Origin of the sequence: Streptomyces endocoffeicus (genome assembly GCF_016741935.1) — a bacterium.
Lineage (GTDB): Bacteria > Actinomycetota > Actinomycetes > Streptomycetales > Streptomycetaceae > Streptomyces > Streptomyces endocoffeicus.
Map to the genome: position 1 here is coordinate 208,360 of NZ_JAERRG010000008.1, position 19,845 is coordinate 228,204.

Annotated in this window: 16 protein-coding genes; 13 read left to right on the forward strand and 3 right to left on the reverse strand. The window is 74.1% G+C overall.

Going from position 1 to position 19,845, the window contains the following annotated elements; genetic code table 11:
• Positions 1-187 precede the first annotated feature (187 nt).
• Positions 188-712 carry a hypothetical protein gene (locus JK364_RS21400; RefSeq protein WP_201852746.1) on the reverse strand — a complete coding sequence of 175 codons (525 nt, stop codon included), beginning with the start codon at positions 710-712 and terminating at the stop codon, positions 188-190.
• A gap of 146 nt (positions 713-858) precedes the next feature.
• On the opposite strand from JK364_RS21400, the gene JK364_RS21405 reads away from it, so the two are divergent.
• From JK364_RS21405 to JK364_RS21435, 7 genes are all read left to right on the forward strand, one after another.
• The gene (locus JK364_RS21405; RefSeq protein ID WP_201852747.1) at positions 859-2,016 is read left to right on the forward strand and encodes an AAA family ATPase; all 1,158 of its coding nucleotides are present in this window, start codon (positions 859-861) and stop codon (positions 2,014-2,016) included.
• Positions 2,000-2,362: a nucleotide pyrophosphohydrolase gene (locus JK364_RS21410; protein WP_201852748.1), complete on the forward strand. Its 363-nt coding sequence runs from the start codon at positions 2,000-2,002 to the stop codon at positions 2,360-2,362. Before JK364_RS21405 ends, JK364_RS21410 begins: the two co-directional genes overlap by 17 nt.
• Positions 2,363-2,728: 366 nt before the next feature.
• Complete coding sequence (locus JK364_RS21415) at positions 2,729-3,214, forward strand: DUF6099 family protein (protein ID WP_020867923.1); 486 nt, start codon at positions 2,729-2,731, stop codon at positions 3,212-3,214.
• 18 nt (positions 3,215-3,232) lie between these two features.
• Positions 3,233-4,156 (forward strand): LLM class F420-dependent oxidoreductase, encoded by a 924-nt coding sequence (locus JK364_RS21420; RefSeq protein ID WP_201852749.1) that lies wholly within the window; start codon positions 3,233-3,235, stop codon positions 4,154-4,156.
• A gap of 23 nt (positions 4,157-4,179) precedes the next feature.
• Entirely contained in the window at positions 4,180-5,133 is a 954-nt protein-coding gene (mmuM, locus tag JK364_RS21425) for a homocysteine S-methyltransferase (RefSeq protein WP_201852750.1), read from the forward strand.
• 33 nt (positions 5,134-5,166) lie between these two features.
• A complete protein-coding gene (locus JK364_RS21430; RefSeq protein WP_201852751.1) occupies positions 5,167-6,825 on the forward strand; it encodes a 3' terminal RNA ribose 2'-O-methyltransferase Hen1 in 1,659 nt (552 codons plus the stop codon).
• Positions 6,822-9,440 carry a polynucleotide kinase-phosphatase gene (locus JK364_RS21435; RefSeq protein WP_201852752.1) on the forward strand — a complete coding sequence of 873 codons (2,619 nt, stop codon included), beginning with the start codon at positions 6,822-6,824 and terminating at the stop codon, positions 9,438-9,440. Before JK364_RS21430 ends, JK364_RS21435 begins: the two co-directional genes overlap by 4 nt.
• A gap of 211 nt (positions 9,441-9,651) precedes the next feature.
• Here JK364_RS21435 and JK364_RS21440 read toward each other — a convergent pair whose 3' ends face one another.
• Positions 9,652-10,659, reverse strand: coding sequence for a GlxA family transcriptional regulator (locus tag JK364_RS21440; RefSeq protein ID WP_230992289.1), 1,008 nt, complete (start codon positions 10,657-10,659; stop codon positions 9,652-9,654).
• Positions 10,660-10,713: 54 nt separating this feature from the next.
• Between JK364_RS21440 and JK364_RS21445 the strand changes: the two genes are divergently transcribed.
• The 6 genes from JK364_RS21445 to argF all read left to right on the forward strand — a co-directional run bounded on the left by JK364_RS21445 (position 10,714) and on the right by argF (position 19,300).
• Positions 10,714-12,261, forward strand: a complete 1,548-nt coding sequence (locus JK364_RS21445) for an MFS transporter (RefSeq protein ID WP_201852753.1) — start codon at positions 10,714-10,716, stop codon at positions 12,259-12,261.
• A gap of 86 nt (positions 12,262-12,347) precedes the next feature.
• On the forward strand, positions 12,348-13,067 hold the full coding sequence (locus JK364_RS21450; RefSeq protein ID WP_201852754.1) for a Crp/Fnr family transcriptional regulator: 720 nt from the start codon (positions 12,348-12,350) through the stop codon (positions 13,065-13,067).
• A gap of 296 nt (positions 13,068-13,363) precedes the next feature.
• Positions 13,364-15,436, forward strand: a complete 2,073-nt coding sequence (locus JK364_RS21455) for a hypothetical protein (RefSeq protein WP_201852755.1) — start codon at positions 13,364-13,366, stop codon at positions 15,434-15,436.
• An 11-nt stretch (positions 15,437-15,447) separates the two neighbouring features.
• On the forward strand, positions 15,448-16,314 hold the full coding sequence (locus JK364_RS21460; RefSeq protein ID WP_201852756.1) for a hypothetical protein: 867 nt from the start codon (positions 15,448-15,450) through the stop codon (positions 16,312-16,314).
• A 544-nt stretch (positions 16,315-16,858) separates the two neighbouring features.
• Positions 16,859-18,088, forward strand: coding sequence for an arginine deiminase (locus JK364_RS21465; RefSeq protein ID WP_201852757.1), 1,230 nt, complete (start codon positions 16,859-16,861; stop codon positions 18,086-18,088).
• Positions 18,089-18,295: 207 nt separating this feature from the next.
• Positions 18,296-19,300: an ornithine carbamoyltransferase gene (gene argF, locus JK364_RS21470; RefSeq protein ID WP_201852758.1), complete on the forward strand. Its 1,005-nt coding sequence runs from the start codon at positions 18,296-18,298 to the stop codon at positions 19,298-19,300.
• A 45-nt stretch (positions 19,301-19,345) separates the two neighbouring features.
• On the opposite strand, the gene JK364_RS21475 is transcribed toward argF, so the two are convergent.
• The gene (locus tag JK364_RS21475) at positions 19,346-19,786 is read right to left on the reverse strand and encodes an ATP-binding protein (RefSeq protein ID WP_201852759.1); all 441 of its coding nucleotides are present in this window, start codon (positions 19,784-19,786) and stop codon (positions 19,346-19,348) included.
• Between the last annotated feature and the right edge of the window lie 59 nt (positions 19,787-19,845).

Here is a 19,845-nt window from a genome sequence, read left to right on the forward strand (position 1 = left end):
AGAATTGGCCATCCGGCGGCCTCTCGCGGGCGCGTTCCCGCCCGGCTCGTCCGCTTCCTGACAACACACCCCATTCGCCTCGTCGGCACGCCTCGCCACGCCTCGTCAGGACGCCTCGCCACGCCTCGTCAGGACGCCTCGCCACGCCTCGTCGGGACGCTCCGCCGCGCCTCGTCAGGACTCCCCGCTAGACCTCCTGGAGGGCCGCCTTCGCGGCGTCCACGAAGTCCGTGAGGGCCTGCCAGAACGGGCTGAACGCGGCGTGAAATCGCTGCCCCGCCGCCGGTTCGCCGGAGCGCATCGCACGCAGCGAGCGGTGGAACGGGCCGGTGGCCTTCTGCAGCGCGTTCGCGGCCGTGGCCGCGGCGGCCGGGCCCTCCAGCTCGACCACCCGCACACAGCGGCGCATCCTGCCGTACGCGTCGCGTTCGCGCTCGGCCAGCTCGTCCAGGAGCGCGGCGCGGCGGTCCGCCGGGCCGGTGCGTTCCGCGGCGTCGACCTCCCAGTACAACTCGCCGATGGCGTGGGTCTGTTCGATCAGATCGAGATACGCCGTGCGCCTGCTGTCGCGCAGCCGCTCCGCACGCTGGGCGAGTGCCGCGGTCTCCGCCTGGATCCGGGCGGCCCGGGTGTTGCCGCGGCTGGTGACCCAGCTGGCCAGGACGGCGGTACCACCGGTGAGGGCCGCGATCCAGAACGTGCTGTCAGCCATGGGCCCCCGTACCGTCCTCAATTCCTCGAGCGCCGAACATCCGCTGTCCCTCGGTCATCATCGGCCACGGCGGCTATCCCCCGATGGTAGGAAGATACGGAAGGAGTAACGGTTCGGCGGTATGTGCCACAGATATGTTCCAGAGCATGAGCGCATCCGGGCTGCTGCCCGCCAGGACCGAACTGCGTCCCATCGTCTCCGAGTTGAGGCTGTCGGCCTTCAAGAGCCACCGCCGTGCCGCGTTTCGGCTGGGGCCGCTGACCCTGATCTCCGGTCCGAGCGGCAGCGGTAAGTCCGGGGTGCTGGAGGCGTACGCGGCGCTCGCCCGGCTCGCGGGCGGCGCCCGGCTCGCGGAGGTGTTCCGCGATCCGGGCGCGTACATCCCGCGCCGGGCGCGGCCGGACCGGCAGGGGCGGCGCGGCTTCCGGATCGGCTGCACCGTGGACGGCCCGGTCGGGCCCGTACGGGTCGATGTCGCCGTACAGGCCGAGCCCGAACTGCGCATCGTGGGCGAGCGGATGACAGGGGCGGGGGAGACCCTGCTGGAGACGGCGCTGCGCGACCCGGGGCGGCGCTGCGTCCAGGCCGCCTGGCACACGGCGGGCGCGGTCGCGGTGACCCGCGCCCCGCTGCCGGACGACCGGCTGGCGACCTCGCTGCTGCCGCTGCGGGTCGCGGGCACGACGGAGGGGCAGCGGCTCGCGCTCGCCGCCGCCGAGCAGGTGGTCATCGCGCTGCGCTCGGTCTTCCCCTGCGACCCGCGGCCGGACCGGATGCGGGCGCCGGCGCCGCCGAGGGACGGTCGGCTGCGCGGCGGCTGCGAGAACCTGGCGACGGTGCTGCGGCGGACCAGCCGGGAGTGCGGTTCGCGGCACGCGGCGCTGGTCGCGGCGGTCCGGGCGGGGTGCGCCGGGCCGGTCGAGGGGCTGGTCACGGAGGGGCGGGCGGACGGGGTGGTGCGGGCCCTGGTCGAGCAGGGGGAGCTCGGCGCGATGCCCGTGGAGCGCCTCGGCGACGGCGAGCTGAGGTATCTCGCGCTCGCACTGGTGCTGCTGACCGGGCCCGGTGTGCTGGCCGTGGACCCGGCGGCCGATGTGCTCCCCGCGCGGCAGGTGCTGACCGTGCTGGCCGACGGTTTCGACCGGTGTCTGGACCGGCGGCAGGCGCGGGAGCTCCTGGGGGTGGCGGCCCGGATGTGCGCACGGGGGCACATCCGGCTCGTGGGGACGGTGGGGGACGTGACGGGGGCGGTCGGGGACGCCCCCGTCACGGTGGTAAACCTGGGGCGTGAGCGAGTCCCATGAGAGCGAGCGACGAACCGACGGCCTGGACGTGGCGGCGCTGCAGCGCAGGCTGGCCGCCTTCGCGGCGGCGCGCGACTGGCAGCAGTACCACACCCCGAAGAACCTCGCGGCGGCACTGAGCGTCGAGGCGTCGGAACTGGTGGAGATCTTCCAGTGGCTGACGCCCGAGCAGTCGGCGCGGGTGATGGAGGAGGAGGGGGAGGCGGGCCGGGTCGAGGACGAGGTCGCCGATGTGCTGGCGTATCTGCTCCAGTTCTGTGAGGTGCTGGGGATCGACGCGCTCGCGGCGCTCTCGGCGAAGATCGACCGGAACGAGGTGCGGTTTCCGGTGAACGGGGCGCGCTGACGGCGTACGGGGGCTGAGCGCGTACGGAGTGGGAGCTGAGCGCATGCCGGCGCTGAGCGCGTACGGAGGCTGTGCGCGGCGCCGACGGGGGCCGGCCGCGAACGGGGGCTTTGGCGGTGAATGGGTGATCTCGCGGTGAACGGGTGGCTATGGCGGTGAACGGGGGCCGTGGCGGTGAACCGTGATCTCCGGTGGCGCGCGGGGCTCCGACCCCTTGATCCGTCACTCTCCGTAGTGAGAAAGTTATCCACATCGCAACTGTTGTCAACAGATTCCTGAATTCCCCTAGCTTTTCGGCCTGTTACTTATCACTCTGGGTAGTGGAGGAGTGACGGGCTCGGAAGTCCGTTGAGAGGGGTGCGGGGAATGGACGCGATGCGGCTGATCGGTGTCACCCGGCACGCCCTGGCGAAGGCCGGGAGCGTGCACGACATCGTGGCCGAAGCCTGGCAGGTGCAAGCGCTGGCCGAAGCGGTCGGCGGATATTTCGTGGTGAGCGGCCCGGCGGCCGCGCGAGCGGAGGCGCGCGGTCTGTGCGAGGCGGGCGGGCGGGCGCGCGGCGCCCTGTTCCACCCGGCGCTGCACCACCCCACGTTGCGCGGCGGCGGTTTACGGGCCGCCCAGCTCTCGGAGGTGCGTGATCCGAGGGAGGTGCTGCTGGCACTGGGGGAGCTGCTCGCGGAGGCGGGCTTCGCGCTGGTCGGAGTCGCCTCCAATACCGAGGAGGAGGCGCTGTACTGGCAGTGCGTGGAGGCGATCGACGCGGCGGACGAGGCCCGGGACCGGGTGCACGGCATGCTCAGGCACCTCACCTTCCGCGAGTGGGGTGGGGAGTGGGGCGGTGCCGCGTGACGAGGCAGGATGGGTGCCATGGATCTTCGCATCTTCACCGAGCCCCAGCAGGGGGCGACCTACGACACGCTGCTCACCGTCGCCAAGGCCACCGAGGACCTCGGATTCGACGCCTTCTTCCGGTCCGACCACTACCTCCACATGGGAGACGTGGACGGCCTCCCCGGCCCCACCGACGCCTGGATCACCCTGGCCGGGCTGGCCCGCGAGACCCGGCGGATCCGGCTGGGCACCCTGATGACCGCCGCCACCTTCCGGCTGCCCGGTGTGCTGGCGATCCAGGTCGCGCAGGTCGACCAGATGTCGGGTGGACGAGTCGAGCTGGGCCTGGGCGCGGGCTGGTTCGAGGAGGAGCACCGGGCCTATGGGATCCCCTTCCCCAAGGAGAAGTTCGCCCGGCTGGAGGAGCAGCTGGCCATCGTCACCGGGCTGTGGCGGACCCCGGTCGGCGAGACCTTCGGCCACGACGGTGCCCACTACCAGCTGGTGGACTCCCCGGGGCTGCCCAAGCCCGCGCAGAGCAAGGTGCCGGTGCTGATCGGCGGCCAGGGGGCCACCCGCACCCCGCGGCTGGCCGCGCGGTACGCGGACGAGTTCAATATGCCGTTTGCCTCGCCCGAGGACAGTGAGCGCCAGTTCGGCCGGGTGCGGGAGGCGGCCGAGGCCGCCGGCCGCAAGGGTGACGACCTGGTGTACTCCAACGCGCTCGTGGCGTGCGTGGGCAAGGACGACGCCGAGGTCGCCCGGCGGGCCGCGGCGATCGGCCGGGAGGTCGAGGAGCTGAAGGAGAACGGCCTGGCGGGTACCCCGGCCGAGGTCGTCGAGAAGATCGGCCGCTATGCGGAGGCCGGCGCCTCCCGGCTCTACCTGCAGATGCTGGACCTGAACGACCTCGACCACCTGGAGCTGATCTCCTCGCAGGTCCAGGCCCAACTGGGCTGAGCGCACCACCAGGAGCACCCGTGATGTCCGTGACCCCCGCCTCAAGCCCCGCCTCCCTGGCCGCCGCGCTGGAGCGCGGACCGCTCGTCCTCGACGGCGGTCTCTCCAACCAGCTGGAGGCACAGGGCTGCGATCTCTCCGACGAGCTGTGGTCGGCCCGGCTGCTGGCCGACGCCCCGGGGCAGCTCGAGGCGGCCCACACCGCCTACGCACGGGCGGGCGCGCGGGTGCTCATCACCGGCAGCTATCAGGCCACCTACGAGGGCTTCGCCCACCGGGGCGTGGGCCACGAAGCGGCCACGGCACTGCTGCGGCGCAGTGTCGAGCTGGCGCGCGCGGGGGCCGAGCGGGCGGCCGCCGAACGGACGGCCGCGGGCGAGCGGGGCGCGGGGCCGGTGTGGGTCGCCGCCTCCGTCGGCCCTTACGGGGCGATGCTGGCGGACGGCAGCGAGTACCGCGGGCGGTACGGGCTGAGCGTGGCCGAGCTGGCGCGGTTCCACCGGCCGAGGATCGAGGCCCTCGCCGCGGCCGGTCCCGACGCGCTGGCGCTGGAGACGGTGCCGGACGCCGATGAGGCCGCGGCGCTGCTGAGCGCCGTCGAGGGATGCGGGGTGCCGGTATGGCTCTCCTACAGCATCGCGGGGGAGACCACCCGGGCCGGGCAGCCGCTGAGGGACGCGTTCGCCCTGGCCGCGGGGGTCGACCAGGTGATCGCCGTCGGCGTCAACTGCTGTGAGCCGGGCGACGCGGACCGGGCCGTGGAGATCGCGGCCGACACCACAGGCAAGCCGGTGGTGGTCTATCCGAACAGCGGAGAGGAGTGGGATGCCACGGCACGGAGCTGGCGCGGCCGGGCGACCTTCGACCCGGGGCGGGTGAAGGCATGGCGGGACGCGGGGGCACGGCTCATCGGCGGCTGCTGCCGGGTGGGCCCGGAGCGGATCGCGGAGCTGGCGGCGGTGGTGAGAAACCATTAGGTGCGGGAGGACCGCCGGGCGATACTCGGACGGGTGTTCTTGACGATAACCACCACCGGCACCGCCGAGCGCCCCGCGACCGACCTCGGGTTTCTGCTGCACAAGCATCCCGACAAGGCGCAGCGGTTCTCGACCTCCTACGGCACCGCGCATGTCCTCTACCCCGAGGCGACCGCCGAACGCTGCACCGCGGCGCTGCTGTTGGAAGTGGACTCCGTGGCGCTGGTGCGGCGGGGCCGCGGCAAGGGCCGGGGCGGCGCCCCCGACTCCGCGCTCGCGCAGTACGTCAACGACCGCCCGTACGCCGCCTCCTCCCTGCTGGCTGTCGCGCTGAGCGCGGTCTTCTCCAGCGCTCTGCGGGGCCAGTGCAAGGCCCGGCCCGAGCTGCCGGAGCGGGCGCTGCCGCTGCGGATCGAGGTGCCCGCGCTGCCCGCGCGCGGCGGCGCCGCCCTGGTCGAGCGGCTCTTCGCGCCGCTGGGCTGGGCGGTGACGGCGGAGCCGGTGGCGCTGGACGAGGAGTTCCCGGCATGGGGCGACTCGCGGTACGTACGGCTGGTGCTGGAGGGCGAGCCGCGGCTGGCCGATGCCCTGCGCCAGTTGTATGTGCTGCTGCCCGTGCTCGATGACGCCAAGCACTACTGGGTCGCCCCGGACGAGGTCGACAAGCTGTTGCGCTCCGGCGAGGGCTGGCTGGAGAGCCACCCCGAGCAGCGGCTGATCACCAACCGCTATCTGGCCCGGCGCTGGTCGCTGACGCGCAGCGCGCTGGAGCGGCTGGAGCTGGCGCGGCTCGCCGAGGCCGACGACACCGTGGCGGAGGAGATCGACAACGCCGTCGGCGAACCGGCGGCGGCCGAGCCGATGGCGGAGGATGAGGGCGAGGAGGGCGCCGAGGAGCGGCCGGTGCCACTGGCGGTCCGGCGGCGGGAGGCGATACTCGACGCCCTGCGCGGGGTCGGGGCGGCCCGGGTGCTCGATCTGGGCTGCGGCCAGGGCCACTTGCTGGGCGCGCTGCTGAAGGAGGCGCGGTTCACCGAGATCGTGGGCGTCGATGTGTCGATGCGCGCGCTCAACGAGGCGGCGCGGAGGCTGCGGCTGGACCGCCCCGGCTTCGACACGGCCGCGGCCGAGCGGCAGTCGGCCCGGCTGAAGCTGACCCAGGGCGCGCTCACCTACACCGACTCCCGGCTCGCCGGATATGACGCGGCGGTGCTCAGCGAGGTGATCGAGCATGTGGATCCGCCCCGGCTGCCCGCCCTCGAGCATGTGGTGTTCGGTGCCGCCCGGCCCAAGGCCGTCGTGGTGACCACGCCCAACGTGGAGTACAACGTGCGCTGGGAAACCCTGCCCGCCGGGCGGATGCGCCACGGCGACCACCGCTTCGAGTGGACGCGCGAGGAGTTCCGGGCCTGGGCGGGACAGGTCGCCGAACGGCACGGCTACGTGGTGGAGTTCCGCCCCGTCGGCCCCGAGGACCCCGAGGTCGGCCCGCCCACCCAGCTGGCGCTCTTCCGCGTGGCCGCCGGGGGCGGCGACGACGGCACGGACAGCCGGAACGGCGACCGCACCGCCACGACCGCCACGGCCACCGCGACCGGCATGGCCCCCACCGCCGCCGCGACCGGTGCGACCGCCACCATGACCACGGCCACGACCACCGCCACGACCACGACGAAGGAGGCGGCAGCATGACCGAGGAGAAGCGCACCATCGGGGTGCCCGACCTGTCCCTCGTGGTGCTCGTCGGCACCACCGGCTCCGGCAAGTCCACCTTCGCCCGGCGCCACTTCCTGCCCACCCAGATCGTCTCCTCCGACGTCTGCCGCGGGCTGGTCGCCGATGACGAGAACGACCAGAGCGCCACCCCCGACGCCTTCGACCTGCTCCACTACATCGTGGGCAAGCGGCTGGCCGCCGGACGGCTGACCGTCGTCGACGCCACCAACGTCCGCGGCGAGTCCCGCCGCAGCCTGATCGGGCTCGCGCGCGAGCACGACGTCCTGCCCGTGGCGATCGTCCTCGACGTCCCCGAGGGCGAGTGCGCCCGGCGCAACGCCCAGCGCCCCGACCGCGCCGGAATGCCCGAGCATGTGATCCCCCGCCAGCGCCGTGAGCTGCGCCGCTCGCTGAAGGCCCTGGAGCGCGAGGGGTTCCGCAAGGTGCACGTCCTGCGCGGCGCCGAGGAGGCCGAGGCCGCGGAGGTCGCGACCGAGCGCCGCTACAACGATCTGCGCCATCTCACCGGCCCGTTCGACATCATCGGCGACATCCACGGCTGCCGCTCCGAACTGGAGACCCTGCTGGCCAAGCTGGGCTACGCCCTGCGCCGCGACGAGCTCGGCCGCCCGGTCGACGCCGCCCACCCCGAGGGCCGTACGGCGGTCTTCGTCGGCGACCTCGTCGACCGCGGCCCCGACAGCCCCGGGGTGCTGCGCCTGGTGATGGGCATGGTCGCCTCCGGCGCGGCCCTGTGCGTGCCCGGCAACCACGAGAACAAGCTCGGGCGCTACCTGAAGGGCCGCAAGGTCCGGGTCACCCATGGCCTCGCCGAGACCGTGGAGCAGCTGGACCGGGAGCACCGTGCGGACCCGGCGTTCGCCGACCGGGTGCGGGACTTCATCGAGTCGCTGATCAGCCACTACGTACTGGACGGCGGGGCGCTGGTGGTGTGTCACGCCGGGCTGCCCGAGAAGTACCACGGCCGCACCTCCGGCCGGGTCCGTTCGCACGCGCTGTACGGGGAGACGACCGGGGAGACCGATGAGTTCGGCCTGCCGGTGCGCTATCCGTGGGCCGAGGACTACCGCGGCCGCGCCGCCGTCGTCTACGGCCACACCCCCACCCCCCGCGCCTCCTGGCTCAACAACACCATCTGCCTGGACACCGGCTGTGTCTTCGGCGGCCGGATGACCGCGCTGCGCTGGCCGGAGCGCGAGCTGGTGGACGTTCCGGCCGAGCGGGTCTGGTACGAACCGGTCAAGCCGCTCACCACCGAGGCCCCCGGAGGCGCCGACGGGCGCCCGCTCGACCTGGGCGACGTACGGGGCCGCCGGATCGTCGAGACCCGCCACATGGGCCGGGTCGCGGTCAAGGAGGAGAACGCGGCGGCGGCGCTGGAGGTCATGAGCCGTTTCGCGGTCGACCCCCGGCTGCTCGGCTATCTCCCGCCCACCATGGCGCCGACCGCCACCTCCAAGGAGGGGACCGGCGACGGAGCCGCCGACGGCGGCTTCCTGGAGCATCCGGCGGAGGCGTTCGCCGCCTACCGCGCGGACGGGGTGCGCCAGGTGATCTGCGAGGAGAAGCACATGGGCTCGCGTGCGGTGGCGCTGGTGTGCCGTGACGCGGACATCGCGCGGGAGCGCTTCGGCACGCCGGACGGCGTCTCCGGCTCGATCCACACCCGTACCGGACGGCCGTTCTTCGACGACGCCCAGCTCACGGAGACCGTGCTGCGCGGGCTGAGCGGCTGCCTCGACCGCGCCGGGCTGTGGCAGGAGCTGGACACCGACTGGCTGCTGCTGGACGCCGAGTTGATGCCGTGGTCGCTCAAGGCCGAGGGGCTGCTGCGCCACCAGTACTCGGCGGTGGGCGCCGCCTCGCGCGCCGTCTTCCCCGGCGTCCTCGCGGCGCTGGAGGGCGCGGAGGCGCGCGGTGTCGAGGTGTCCGCGCTGCTCGGCAAGGAGCGTGACCGGGCGTCGGACGCGGCCGCCTTCACCGCTGCCTACCGGCGCTACTGCTGGCCGGTCGACGGGCTGGACGGCATCCGGATGGCGCCGTTCCAGATCCTGGCCGTCCAGGGCCGCAACCTCGCCACCGCGCTTCCGCACGACCAGCAGCTCGCCCTGATCGACCGGATGATCGAGGCGGAGAAACCGGCTGCCGACGGCGCCCGGCTGCTGGCCCCCACCCGCCGGCTGATCGTCGACACCGAGGACGAGACGTCGGTCGCCGAAGGGGTGCGGTGGTGGCTGGACCTGACGGCCGCGGGCGGCGAGGGCATGGTGGTCAAGCCGCTCCAGGGCTTCGTCCGCAAGGGCGACGGCCGGCTGGTCCAGCCGGGCGTGAAGTGCCGGGGCCGCGAGTATCTGCGCATCATCTACGGCCCGGAGTACACCCGCCCGGAGAACCTGGCCCGGCTGCGGGAGCGCCACCTGGGCCACAAGCGGTCACTCGCCCTGCGCGAGTACGCGCTCGGCCTGGAGGCGCTGGACCGACTGGCGGAGGGCGAGCCCCTGTGGCGCGTCCACGAGGCGGTCTTCGCGGTGCTCGCGCTGGAGTCGGAGCCGGTGGACCCACGGTTGTAGGGGCGACGGTCTGGGGGTGCCCGGCTGGTCTTGGCGCCTGCGGCGGGCTGTTCCCCTCCCCGCCCCTTCCCGGCACCTGACGTTATGCGGCTCCGCCGCGTGGGGGGCTTCGCCCCTGGACCCCGGGGGGCTGGGGCGAAGCCCCAGTATCGGGAAGGGGCGGGGAGGGGAAAGATCCGCCGGACACCCCGTGGGCCCGGCGCGCCCCGCGTCAGACGGCTGAGGGCGTCCGCGCCTCCCGGGTGCGGAAGGCGCGGCGGTAGTCGTGTGGGGGCACCCCGACCGCCCGGGTGAAGTGGCGGCGCAGGTTGGCCGCCGTGCCCAGCCCGCACAGCTCCGCGATCCGGTCCACCGGCAGGTCGCCGCCCTCCAGCAGCTCCCGGGCGCGCGCGATCCGCTGGCCCTGGAGCCAGCGCAGCGGCGTCGTGCCCGTGGCCGCGTGGAAGCGGCGGGCCAGGGTGCGCGGGCTGGTGTGGGCGCGGCGGGCGAGGTCGGCCACGGTCAGCGGCTCGTGCAGCCGCTCGGCGGCCCAGTGCAGCAGCGGGGCGAGCGAGTCGTCGGTGCGCTCCGGCAGCGGCGCCTCGATGTACTGGGCCTGGCCGCCGGGCCGGTGGGCGGGCGCGACGAGCTGCCGGGCCAGGGTGTTCGCCGCCTCGGTGCCGTAGTCCTCGCGCACCAGATGCAGACACACGTCGATGCACGCCGTGGACCCCGCCCCCGTCAGCACATCCCCGTGGTCGACGTAGAGCACGGACGGATCGAGCCGTACGGCCGGATAGCGCTCGGCGAACAGCGCCGCGTACATCCAGTGGGTGGCCGCCGTACGGCCGTCGAGCAGTCCGGTCGCGGCGAGGGTGAACGCGCCCGAGCACAGCGACACGATGCGGGCGCCGCGCCCATGGGCCTCGCGCAGCGCGTGGATCAGCTCCCGGGGCGGATCGCCGCGTACATCGGCCGAGGCCGGGACGATCACGGTGTCCGCCGCGATCAGCTCCTCGGTGCCGTACGGGGTGTGGGCGGCGAACCACGAGCGGGCGGCGACCGGTGCACCGGCCCCCTCACCGCCCGGCCCGATCGCACAGACCCGCAGCTCGTACCAGGGGTCGGGGAGTCCGGGGCGATCGGAGCCGAAGACATGGCAGGGCACCGCCAGATCGAAGATCGGCATGCCCGGGGTGACGGCGAGGGCTATGGACCGCATGGCAGGAATGTAGCGCATGCTGTCACTCCTGCCACTCGTTCCGCTGTGCCCCGGGGCCGATGCTGGACGGGCATGACGACCCCTTCCTCGAAGGCCCAGGGGAGCGGTGTGCCCGCCCCCGCCCCCGCCCACGCCCCCGATACAGCCCCCGCCACCGCCCCCGATACGGCCGACACCCCCGGCACCGCCCCCGGCCGCCGCCGCTGGCTGATCCTCGCCGTCGCGTCGGCGGCCCAGTTCCTCGCCGTGCTCGACATGATCGCGGTCAATATCGCCTTCCCCGCGATCGGCGCGGACTTCCGTTCGGCGTCCACCGCCGAGCTGTCCTGGGTGCTCAACGCCTACACCATCGTGCTGGCGGCGCTGCTGGTCCCGGCCGGGCGGCTGGCCGACGCGATCGGCGGGCGGCGCTCGTTCCTGACCGGCATCGCGCTGTTCGGGCTCGCCTCCCTCGCCTGCGGGGCCGCCCCCGGGCTCGGCACGCTGATCGCGGCGCGCGTGGTCCAGGGCGTGGCGGCGGCCGTTCTGGTGCCCACCTCGCTCTCGCTCGCCCTGCCCGCCTTCCCGCCGCGCGAACGGGCCACGGCCGTCGGCGTCTGGACGGCGGTGAGCGCGGTCGCGGCGAGTTCGGGGCCGGTGGCGGGCGGTCTGCTGGCCGCCTCCGACTGGCGCTGGATCTTCCTCATCAACCCGCCCGTGGTGCTGGTGGCCTGGGTGGCCGGACTGCGGCTGCTGCCGCGCACCGGGCCCGTCCGCGGTGCGCGCCGCCGCCTCGATCCGCTGGGCACGCTGCTCGTCCTCCTCGGCACCGGATCCCTCACCACCGCCTGCGTCGAGGCCGCCGACTGGGGCTACGGCGCCCCGGCCACCCTCGGCTTCCTCGCCGCGGGCCTGGTCCTGGGCGCGCTGGCCGTGGCGCACGTACGCCGCCACCCGGATCCGGTAGTGGAGCCGGCGCTGTTCCGGACCCGTGCCTTCACCGCCGCCGCGCTCGGTCTGCTCAGCTACTTCCTCGCCTACGCCGCCTCGCTCCTCGCCGCGACCCTGCTGTTCACCGGGGTGTGGGGCTGGTCCTCGGCCCGTTCGGGCCTCGCCGTCACGCCCTGGCCGCTCACCGTCCTGGTGGTGTCGATGCTGTCGGGGCGGATCGTACGGGCGCTGGGTGAGCGGACCACGGCGATCGTCGGCGGGCTGTGCTTCGCCGCGGGGCCGATGTGGTGGCTGCTCCTCGCGGGCGGCGACGGTGCGCACTACGCCGTGGAGTTCATGCCCGGCCTGGTGCTCACCGGGCTCGGGGCGGGGCTCTACCAGCCGGTGATGTTCGCGGCCGCCGGACTGCTTCCGGCCCGTCAGCTCTCCCTCGGCTCGGGGGTGCTGATGATGTCCCGGCAGGGCGGCTCGGCCCTGGGCGTCGCGGCCCTGGTCGTGATCACCGGCGGCGCCGCGCGGCCGGGTCTTGACGCGCTGCGCGCCGGATGGGTCTTCACGGCGGTGACGGCCGCACTCGCGGCCGTCGCGGGCGCCGCCTTGCGCACACGCGTTCGCACCGATCCCGGGGAGATGCCCGCCGGCCCCGGTGAGAGCCGTGGATCCGGCACGGACCCGATACGGCACCATTGACGTGCCCGTGCCACCTGCCTAGCGTGCTGAGCGGCCCCTGGGTTCTCCGCAGGCAATGACGACGACGAGCTGAGCGGGGAGGGCGGATGAGCCTCTTCGAGGACGGACGGCCCTTCCTGCACGCGCTCCCCGCCGAGGACCGCCGCGCGCTGCTCACCCTCGGCACCCCCCGCGCCTACGCCCCCGGCGAGGTCGTGCTGCGCGAGCACGACCGTACGACCTTCGTCGTGGCGATCACCTCCGGCTGGGCCACCGTCTCGGTGGAGACCGAGCGCGGGGTGCGGCTGATCCTGGCGCTGCGCGGGGCGGGTGAGGTCGTCGGCGACCAGGCCGCGGTGGACCACGGCTCGCGCAGCGCCACCGTCACCGCGCTCGGCCGGATGGAGGCGGTGGTGGTCTCCGGCGACCGGTTCCGGGCGTATCTGGCCGCGCGTCCCGTCGCGACCGTACTGATCATGCGTCAGTTCAGCTCCCGGCTGCGCAGCTCCGACGGGGAGCGGCGGTCACTCGCCTCGGAGAAGGTGCTGCAGCGGCTGGCGGCCCGGCTCGTGGAACTCGCCGAGCGCACCGGCCACTCCGGCGCCGACGGCACCATCACCATCGATCTCCAGATGCCCCAGCACGACATCGCGGCCGCCGTGGGCTCCACCCGGGAGGCGGTCGCCAAGGCGCTGCGGCTGCTGCGCGGCCAGGGCGTGGTCCGGACCGCCTCGCGCCGCTTCGAGGTGATGGACATCGGGCTGCTTCGGCTGCTGGCCGAGGGCCGCGCGACGGGGGAGCAGATCCCGGCGCGCCCCCGCGACTGAGCGCGGGCGCGCACTCCCCGGCGTTTTGACGCGACTGTGTAAACGGCTACAGCCGTCCCGCCGTTCCCCGGCGACCCTGGAGTTGGCACAGGGCGCGGGACCGTGAGCGACGGGGGTGCGCACGGCCCGGCCGCTGTCCGGTGACGGTCTGCCGGACAGGGCCCGAGCGCCCCGCACCGGAGAAGGGCGGCGGGGTGGGCAGGGGGACGAGCCCCGCCGCCCGCTTCCGGCGATCACCGGCACCCCGTCACCACCACATCGCGGGACGGGGGCCACGGCATGAAGGACGGCGGGCGATGAGCGCACCGGAAGACGTCAGCGCACCGGAAGAGGTGAACGCCCCGGCACAGTCGCGGGGACGACGGCTGGAGATCCCCCAGGGCGGCCCGCTGGAGGGGGCGGGCCAGCCGGGCGGCGCCCGTACGGCGCGCGAGGCCCGCGCCCATCTGCACATCGCCTACGGCCCGGCCCGGCTGTGCGCCGATCCGGCGCCGTACCCGCTGCCCGAAGGCCCGGTGCCGCGCGAGGAACTGGCCCGGCTGCGCCGGCTCCACCGGGCCGTCCCCGGCCATGCCGCGATGCGCGACCATCTGCGCCGCACCCACCTGGTGGCGCTGTGCGGCGAACCCGGCACCGGCCGCGCCTGGACCGGGCTCGCCCTCCTCGCCGAACTGACCGAGCTGACCGGCGGCGGGGTCTCCCGGCTCGGATACGCCGGCCCGGACGGGGCGTCCGGCGTGGAGAAGACCGAGCGCGGCCACGGCTATCTCCTCGAACTCCCCGCCGACCAGGCCGACGTGACGGCCGAACCCCTGCTGGACCGGCTGCGCGCCCACTTCGCCGAGCACGAGGCGTTCTGCGTGGTGCTGGTCGCGGGCGGCCCGGCCGCCGACCGGCTGCTGCGCGGCCGCCGCCACGCCGTGGCGTACCGGCCCCCGGCCGCCGCCGACGTCCTCGACCGCCACCTCACCGAGCTGCTCGCCGACCGCCCCACCGGACTGCTGGAGACGGCGCGGGCCACCGCCCGGCGCGCCGAGGTGGCCGAGGCGCTCGGTCTGGACGAGCCACGGCCCGGCGAGGCCGCCCGGCTGGCCGGGCACTTGGCCGCGCACGCCGAGGGCCGGCTGTCCGGCGAGCGGCTGCTGGAGCACTGCCGGTCGTTCGCCCCGCACCAGGCCCGGGACTGGTTCCTGGAGGCCGGGCACCCCGGCACCCTGCCCGCCGGGCTGCCCGCGCTGCGCGCCGCCGCGCTGCGGATCGCGCTCGCCGTCTTCGACGGCTCGGCCCACAGCGTCATGGCGGAGGCCGCCGAGCTGCTGGCCTGGGAACTGGCCGTCACGCTCGATCCGCAGTACGCGCCCGGCCGCCCGCTGTTCTCCGCCCGACCCGGGGCCTGGCTCGCCACGGCGCGCGCGGTTCACGGCGAGGGGGTGGAGGACCTCGGGGACGCCTCGGTGCCCGTGCGCGCGGTGTGGTTCGAGGGGCGGCGGCTGGCGCCCGCCGTGCTCCACGAGGCCTGGGACGCCCACCACAACCTCCGCGGCCCGATGGCCCGTTGGCTGCGCGCGCTGTGCGACGACCCGCGCCCCCAGGTGTGGGTGCGCGCGGCGGTCGCCGCGGGCGTGCTGTGCGCCCGCGACTACCTCTACGGCCTGGTCGAGCTGGCGCTGCCGCTGGCCCGCACCGACAGCCCGGTGCAGCGGATGGCGGCGGCCACCGCGCTCGCCGAGGCGTCCCGCGCCCCGGAGGTGCGTCCGGCCGTGAACGGGCTGCTGCACGCATGGGCGCGCGACGACGACGAACGGGAACGCGAGACCGCCGCGCTCGCCCACGGCTACGGCCTGGCAGCGGGCTCGGTCGCGGTGTCCCTCGAGGAACTCGGCCGGCTCGCCCGCGCCGACGACGGCCGCACCACCTCCCACAGCGTGGTGCGGCTGCTGGCCGGGGCCGAGCCGGAGACCGTACTGGCCGCGCTCACCCACTGGCTGCGCGACACCCGGCGGGCCCGCCGGGACCTGGCGCTGCTCGCGACGCTGCGCGCGGTCACCACCCGCACCTCGCATCTGTGGGGGCTGGGCGAGGTGCCCGAGCTGGAGCCGTACGCGGCCTGGCCGCTGGCCACGGCGCTGCTCGCGGCCCATCCGGAGTGCGGGCCACGGCTGGCCGAACTGCTGCGGGCCGCGCTGACCTGGGCCAGATCGGCGGGGGCGGCCGAGGACGCGCTGGTCGGCTGGATCCGGCGGGCGGCGGGGGACGAGCGGCAGCTGGCCGTGTTGTGCGACTTCCTGCCCCGGCTGGCGCAGGACGGCGACGAGCCGCTCGACGCCGGGGCGGCCACGCGGATACGGGAGGTGCTGGAGGCACTGTGAGGAGAACGTCGATGGTGAAAGAGAAAGAGACAGCGGACCCGACAGGTACGGAGACGACCCAGGAGACGACCCAGGAGTCCACCCAGAAGTCCACTCAGGAGACCACCTACGAGACCACCCACGACCACGCCCACGAGAGGCCGGCGAGCGCGGGGGCGCGCCGGATCTCGGTCACCGGGGCGCGGATGCTGCGCGAGGCGCTGCGCCACGGCGGGGACGCCCTGTCCGCGGCGCTGCGGGAGGCCGACGACGGCCTGCTGCTGAGCGCGCTCGACGAGGGGCTGCCCGCCGAGCGGGCCACCCGCGTCGTGGTCGAGCTGGTGCGCCGCGCGCCCGAGCGCGGCCCGGAGCTGGCGGACGCGGTCTGCGAGAAGGTGCTGCTCGCCCAGCTCTACCTCGACCCGCCGCACCGCGCCCCGGGCGGCGCGGGCGGGGCGGGCGGCGCGGGCGGACCGGCCCCGGACCCCGACCGCAGGCTGCGGGTGCGCAACGCGCTGATGCTGTACGAGGGGCTGGTCCGCCCGTACGCGCGGCGCGGCGCGGTGCCGGAGCTGATGGCCTGCGTCCTGCCCGGCCTGTGGACGGCCGGGGACGGCGCGGGCCGCGAAGTGGTGCGCCGGATCGTCGGCACCCGGCAGAGCACGGGGTTCGGCGAGAAGGGCTGGAAGGCGCTGTTCGGCGGCGTGGCCGAGGAGTCCCGGGAACATCAGGAGGCGGCGGTCCGCGCCGCCCGGCGCGCGGCACGGCGGCGTTGGCGGCGCGGCAGCGCCGAGGACGCCAGCCGTATCGATCTGAAGCCCGGCCAGCTGTGGGTCTCCGCCCTGCTGGGGTTCATCGCGGTGGCGCTGGTGCTGATCGTGGTGCTCGCGGCGGGCTGAGCGCTCCGCGGGAAGTGGCGCGAGGTGCGGTCGTCCATCCGCGGCCGCGTCGTGGCCGGCCACGCGGCGGAGCCGCATATCGACACAGCCCCGCGCCCCTCCGGGCCGCAACCGAACCGCACCGGACATCAGCGAGGCCGCTCAGCCGCCCGGCGCGGCCCCGGCCCCGGGCTCCGCCCCCGCCGGGACCGACACGGATCCCACCCCCGGCGAGGCCGACCCGGGCCCCGCCCTCGCCGGGGTCGGCCGATGGGCAGCTTTCGCGGGACTAGCGGGGACCGACCGGCCCCCGCTCACCGCCCGTGGCGGACCGCGTGGCGCCTCTCGCGCGGCGCGCATATCCCTGCTGCCCGGCTCACCGGGCCTTGGCGGCTCTCCCGCCCCACGGCGGGACCAGCGGGGACCGACCGGCGCCCGCTCACCGCCCGCGGCGCGCGCTTTTCCCCCGCCACTCCGCCGAAGGCGGTGGGCGGTCCGCGTGAGAGATCGAGAGATCCGTGTCGTGGAGCGTTCACAACGGGCCGCGAGCGGCGAAGATGGGGTCATGGGATTCCATGTCGACTCCGAGGCCGGGCGGCTGCGCCGCGTCATACTGCACCGCCCCGACCTGGAGCTCAAGCGGCTCACGCCCACCAACAAGGACGCCCTGCTCTTCGACGACGTCCTGTGGGTGCGCCGTGCCCGCCAGGAGCACGACGGCTTCGCCGATGTGCTGCGGGACCGCGGGGTCGAGGTGCATCTCTTCGGGGATCTGCTCGCCGAGAGCCTGACCCTGCCGGACGCGCGGGCGCTGGTGCTGGGCCGGGTCTTCGACGAGAAGGAGTACGGGCCGCTGGCCACCGATCATCTGCGTGCCGCCTTCGACGAGCTGACCGCTCCGGAGCTGACCGAGGCGCTGATCGGCGGGATGACCAAGCGGGAGTATCTGGGGCGGTACCCGGAGCCGATCTCCGTCCGTTTCCACGCCATGGAACCCGATGACTTCCTGGTCAATCCGCTGCCGAACCACCTCTTCACCCGGGACGCCTCCGCGTGGGTGTACGACGGGGTGTCGATCAACGCGATGCGCTGGCCCGCCCGCTGGCACGAGACGGTGCACTACGAGGCCGTCTACCGCCATCACCCGCTCTTCGCGAAGGAGGACTTCCACGTCTGGTCGGAGGGCCAGGCCGCGTACCCCTCCACCATCGAGGGCGGCGATGTGCTGGTGCTCGGCAAGGGCGCGGTGCTGATCGGGATGAGTGAGCGGACCACTCCGCAGGCGGTGGAGATGATCGCGCACCGGCTCTTCGAGGCCGGTTCGGCCCGGACGATCGTGGCGCTCGACATGCCCAAGGGGCGGGCGTTCATGCATCTGGACACCGTGATGACCATGGTGGACGGGGACACCTTCACCCAGTACGCGGGGCTGGGGATGCTCCGCTCGTACACCATCGAGCCGGGCGCGGGCAGCCAGGAACTCAAGGTCACCGACCATCCGCCGGAGCATATGCACCGCGCGATAGCCGCGGCCCTCGGCCTGGACTCCATCCGCGTGCTCACCGCCACCCAGGACGTCCACGCGGCCGAGCGCGAGCAGTGGGACGACGGCTGCAATGTGCTCGCGGTCGAGCCGGGCGTGGTGGTCGCCTACGAGCGGAACGCGACGACCAACACCTTCCTGCGCAAGTGCGGGATCGAGGTCATCGACATCCCGGGCAGCGAGCTGGGCCGGGGCCGGGGCGGGCCTCGGTGCATGAGCTGTCCGGTCGAGCGGGACCCGGTGGAGCCGTAGGGCCGAAGTGCCGCCCCGGAGCGGAGGGCCGAAGTTCCGCCCTGGAGCGGAGGGCCGGAGTTCACCTTCGAGCCGTAGGGCCAGGATTCACCCACCCGTCTCCGTATATATGCAGAACCTCGTATATGCTTCCATGGTTCCGGGCCGCGGCACCCCGCCGTAGCCGCTGATCCGCCACGTGTTCGCCGTGACCTAGGAGCCACCCTTATGGCGATTGACCTCACCGGCCGCCACTTCCTCAAGGAGCTGGACTTCACCGCCGACGAGTTCCGCCGCCTGATCGATCTGGCCGCCGAGCTGAAGGCGGCCAAGCGGGCGGGGACCGAGGAGCGACGGCTGCGGGGCCGGAACATCGCCCTGATCTTCGAGAAGACCTCCACCCGCACCCGCTGTGCCTTCGAGGTCGCGGCCGCCGACCAGGGCGCCTCGACGACCTATCTCGATCCGGTCGGCTCCCAGATCGGTCACAAGGAGTCGGTGCGGGACACCGCGCGGGTGCTCGGCCGGATGTACGACGCGATCGAGTACCGGGGTCATGGCCAGGGCGTCGTCGAGGAGCTCGCCGCCCACGCCGGGGTGCCCGTCTACAACGGCCTCACCGACGAGTGGCACCCCACCCAGATGCTCGCCGATGTGCTGACCATGACCGAGCACAGCGACAAGCCGCTGGATCAGGTCGCCTACGCCTACCTCGGCGACGCCCGGTACAACATGGGCAACTCCTACCTCGTCACCGGCGCCCTGCTGGGCATGGACGTCCGTATCGTGGCGCCCAGCCTGCTGTGGCCCGACAACACCATCGTGGAGCTGGCGCGCCAGCTCGCCACGTCCACCGGCGCCCGGATCTCGCTCACCGAGAGCGTCGAGGAGGGCGTGCGCGGCGCGGACTTCGTCGCCACCGATGTGTGGGTGTCCATGGGCGAGCCCAAGGAGGTCTGGGACGAGCGCATAGCGCTGCTGGGGCCGTACGCGGTGACGATGGATGTGCTGCGCGCCACGGGCAACGACGCGGTGAAGTTCCTGCACTGCCTGCCGGCCTTCCACGACCTGGGCACCGACGTCGGCCGGGAGATCCACGAGCGGCACGGGCTGACCGAGCTCGAGGTCACCGACGAGGTCTTCGAGTCCGAGCACTCCGTCGTCTTCGACGAGGCGGAGAACCGGATGCACACGATCAAGGCGGTGCTGGTCGCGACGCTCGGCGCCCGGTAGCGCTCGACGGGCGGCCCTCGGTCGTCGAGGGTTACCGGGCGGCCCTCAGCCCTCCGTGTCCGTGGGCGGGAGGACGAACCAGACGGCCTTGCCGTAGGGGGTCGGCCGGTAGCCCGCGTCGGCGCTGAGGGTCCGGATCAGCAGCAGACCGCGTCCGCCCTCGGCGAGGCCGTCGGGTCTCCGGGGCTCCTCGGGTCGCCCCAGGGAGTCCAGCCCGCCGGGCGGATTCGGGTCCTGGTCGTGCACCTCGACCTGCCAGCCCCCGGTCGGCACCAGCTCCACCACCAGCTCTATCGGCTCGTCGCCGGTCGTGTGCCGCACCGCGTTGGCCACCAGCTCGGCCGTCAGCAGCTCCGCCGTGTCGCCGTCCACGGGCGCCCCGATGTCGGCCAGGGTGTTCCGGATCAGCGCACGCGCCAGCGGTACGGCGGCCGTGGTGTGCGGCAGGGCGAAGCGCCAGGTGGCGGCGTGGGAGGGATCGGGCACGGAAGGCGTCCAGTCGGTCGGCGTGAAGCGGAGTACCGCAGCCCTTGACGGTATGAAGC

What these genes read in the sequence shown, in the direction of transcription:
- JK364_RS21400 (WP_201852746.1), bottom strand. Translation starts at nt 712, where the DNA reads ATGGCTGACAGCACGTTCTGGATCGCGGCCCTCACCGGTGGTACCGCC.
- JK364_RS21405 (WP_201852747.1), top strand. Translation starts at nt 859, where the DNA reads ATGAGCGCATCCGGGCTGCTGCCCGCCAGGACCGAACTGCGTCCCATC.
- JK364_RS21415 (WP_020867923.1), top strand. Translation starts at nt 2,729, where the DNA reads ATGGACGCGATGCGGCTGATCGGTGTCACCCGGCACGCCCTGGCGAAG.
- JK364_RS21420 (WP_201852749.1), top strand. Translation starts at nt 3,233, where the DNA reads ATGGATCTTCGCATCTTCACCGAGCCCCAGCAGGGGGCGACCTACGAC.
- mmuM (WP_201852750.1), top strand. Translation starts at nt 4,180, where the DNA reads ATGTCCGTGACCCCCGCCTCAAGCCCCGCCTCCCTGGCCGCCGCGCTG.
- JK364_RS21435 (WP_201852752.1), top strand. Translation starts at nt 6,822, where the DNA reads ATGACCGAGGAGAAGCGCACCATCGGGGTGCCCGACCTGTCCCTCGTG.
- JK364_RS21440 (WP_230992289.1), bottom strand. Translation starts at nt 10,659, where the DNA reads ATGCGCTACATTCCTGCCATGCGGTCCATAGCCCTCGCCGTCACCCCG.
- JK364_RS21445 (WP_201852753.1), top strand. Translation starts at nt 10,714, where the DNA reads ATGACGACCCCTTCCTCGAAGGCCCAGGGGAGCGGTGTGCCCGCCCCC.
- JK364_RS21450 (WP_201852754.1), top strand. Translation starts at nt 12,348, where the DNA reads ATGAGCCTCTTCGAGGACGGACGGCCCTTCCTGCACGCGCTCCCCGCC.
- JK364_RS21455 (WP_201852755.1), top strand. Translation starts at nt 13,364, where the DNA reads ATGAGCGCACCGGAAGACGTCAGCGCACCGGAAGAGGTGAACGCCCCG.
- JK364_RS21460 (WP_201852756.1), top strand. Translation starts at nt 15,448, where the DNA reads ATGGTGAAAGAGAAAGAGACAGCGGACCCGACAGGTACGGAGACGACC.
- JK364_RS21465 (WP_201852757.1), top strand. Translation starts at nt 16,859, where the DNA reads ATGGGATTCCATGTCGACTCCGAGGCCGGGCGGCTGCGCCGCGTCATA.
- argF (WP_201852758.1), top strand. Translation starts at nt 18,296, where the DNA reads ATGGCGATTGACCTCACCGGCCGCCACTTCCTCAAGGAGCTGGACTTC.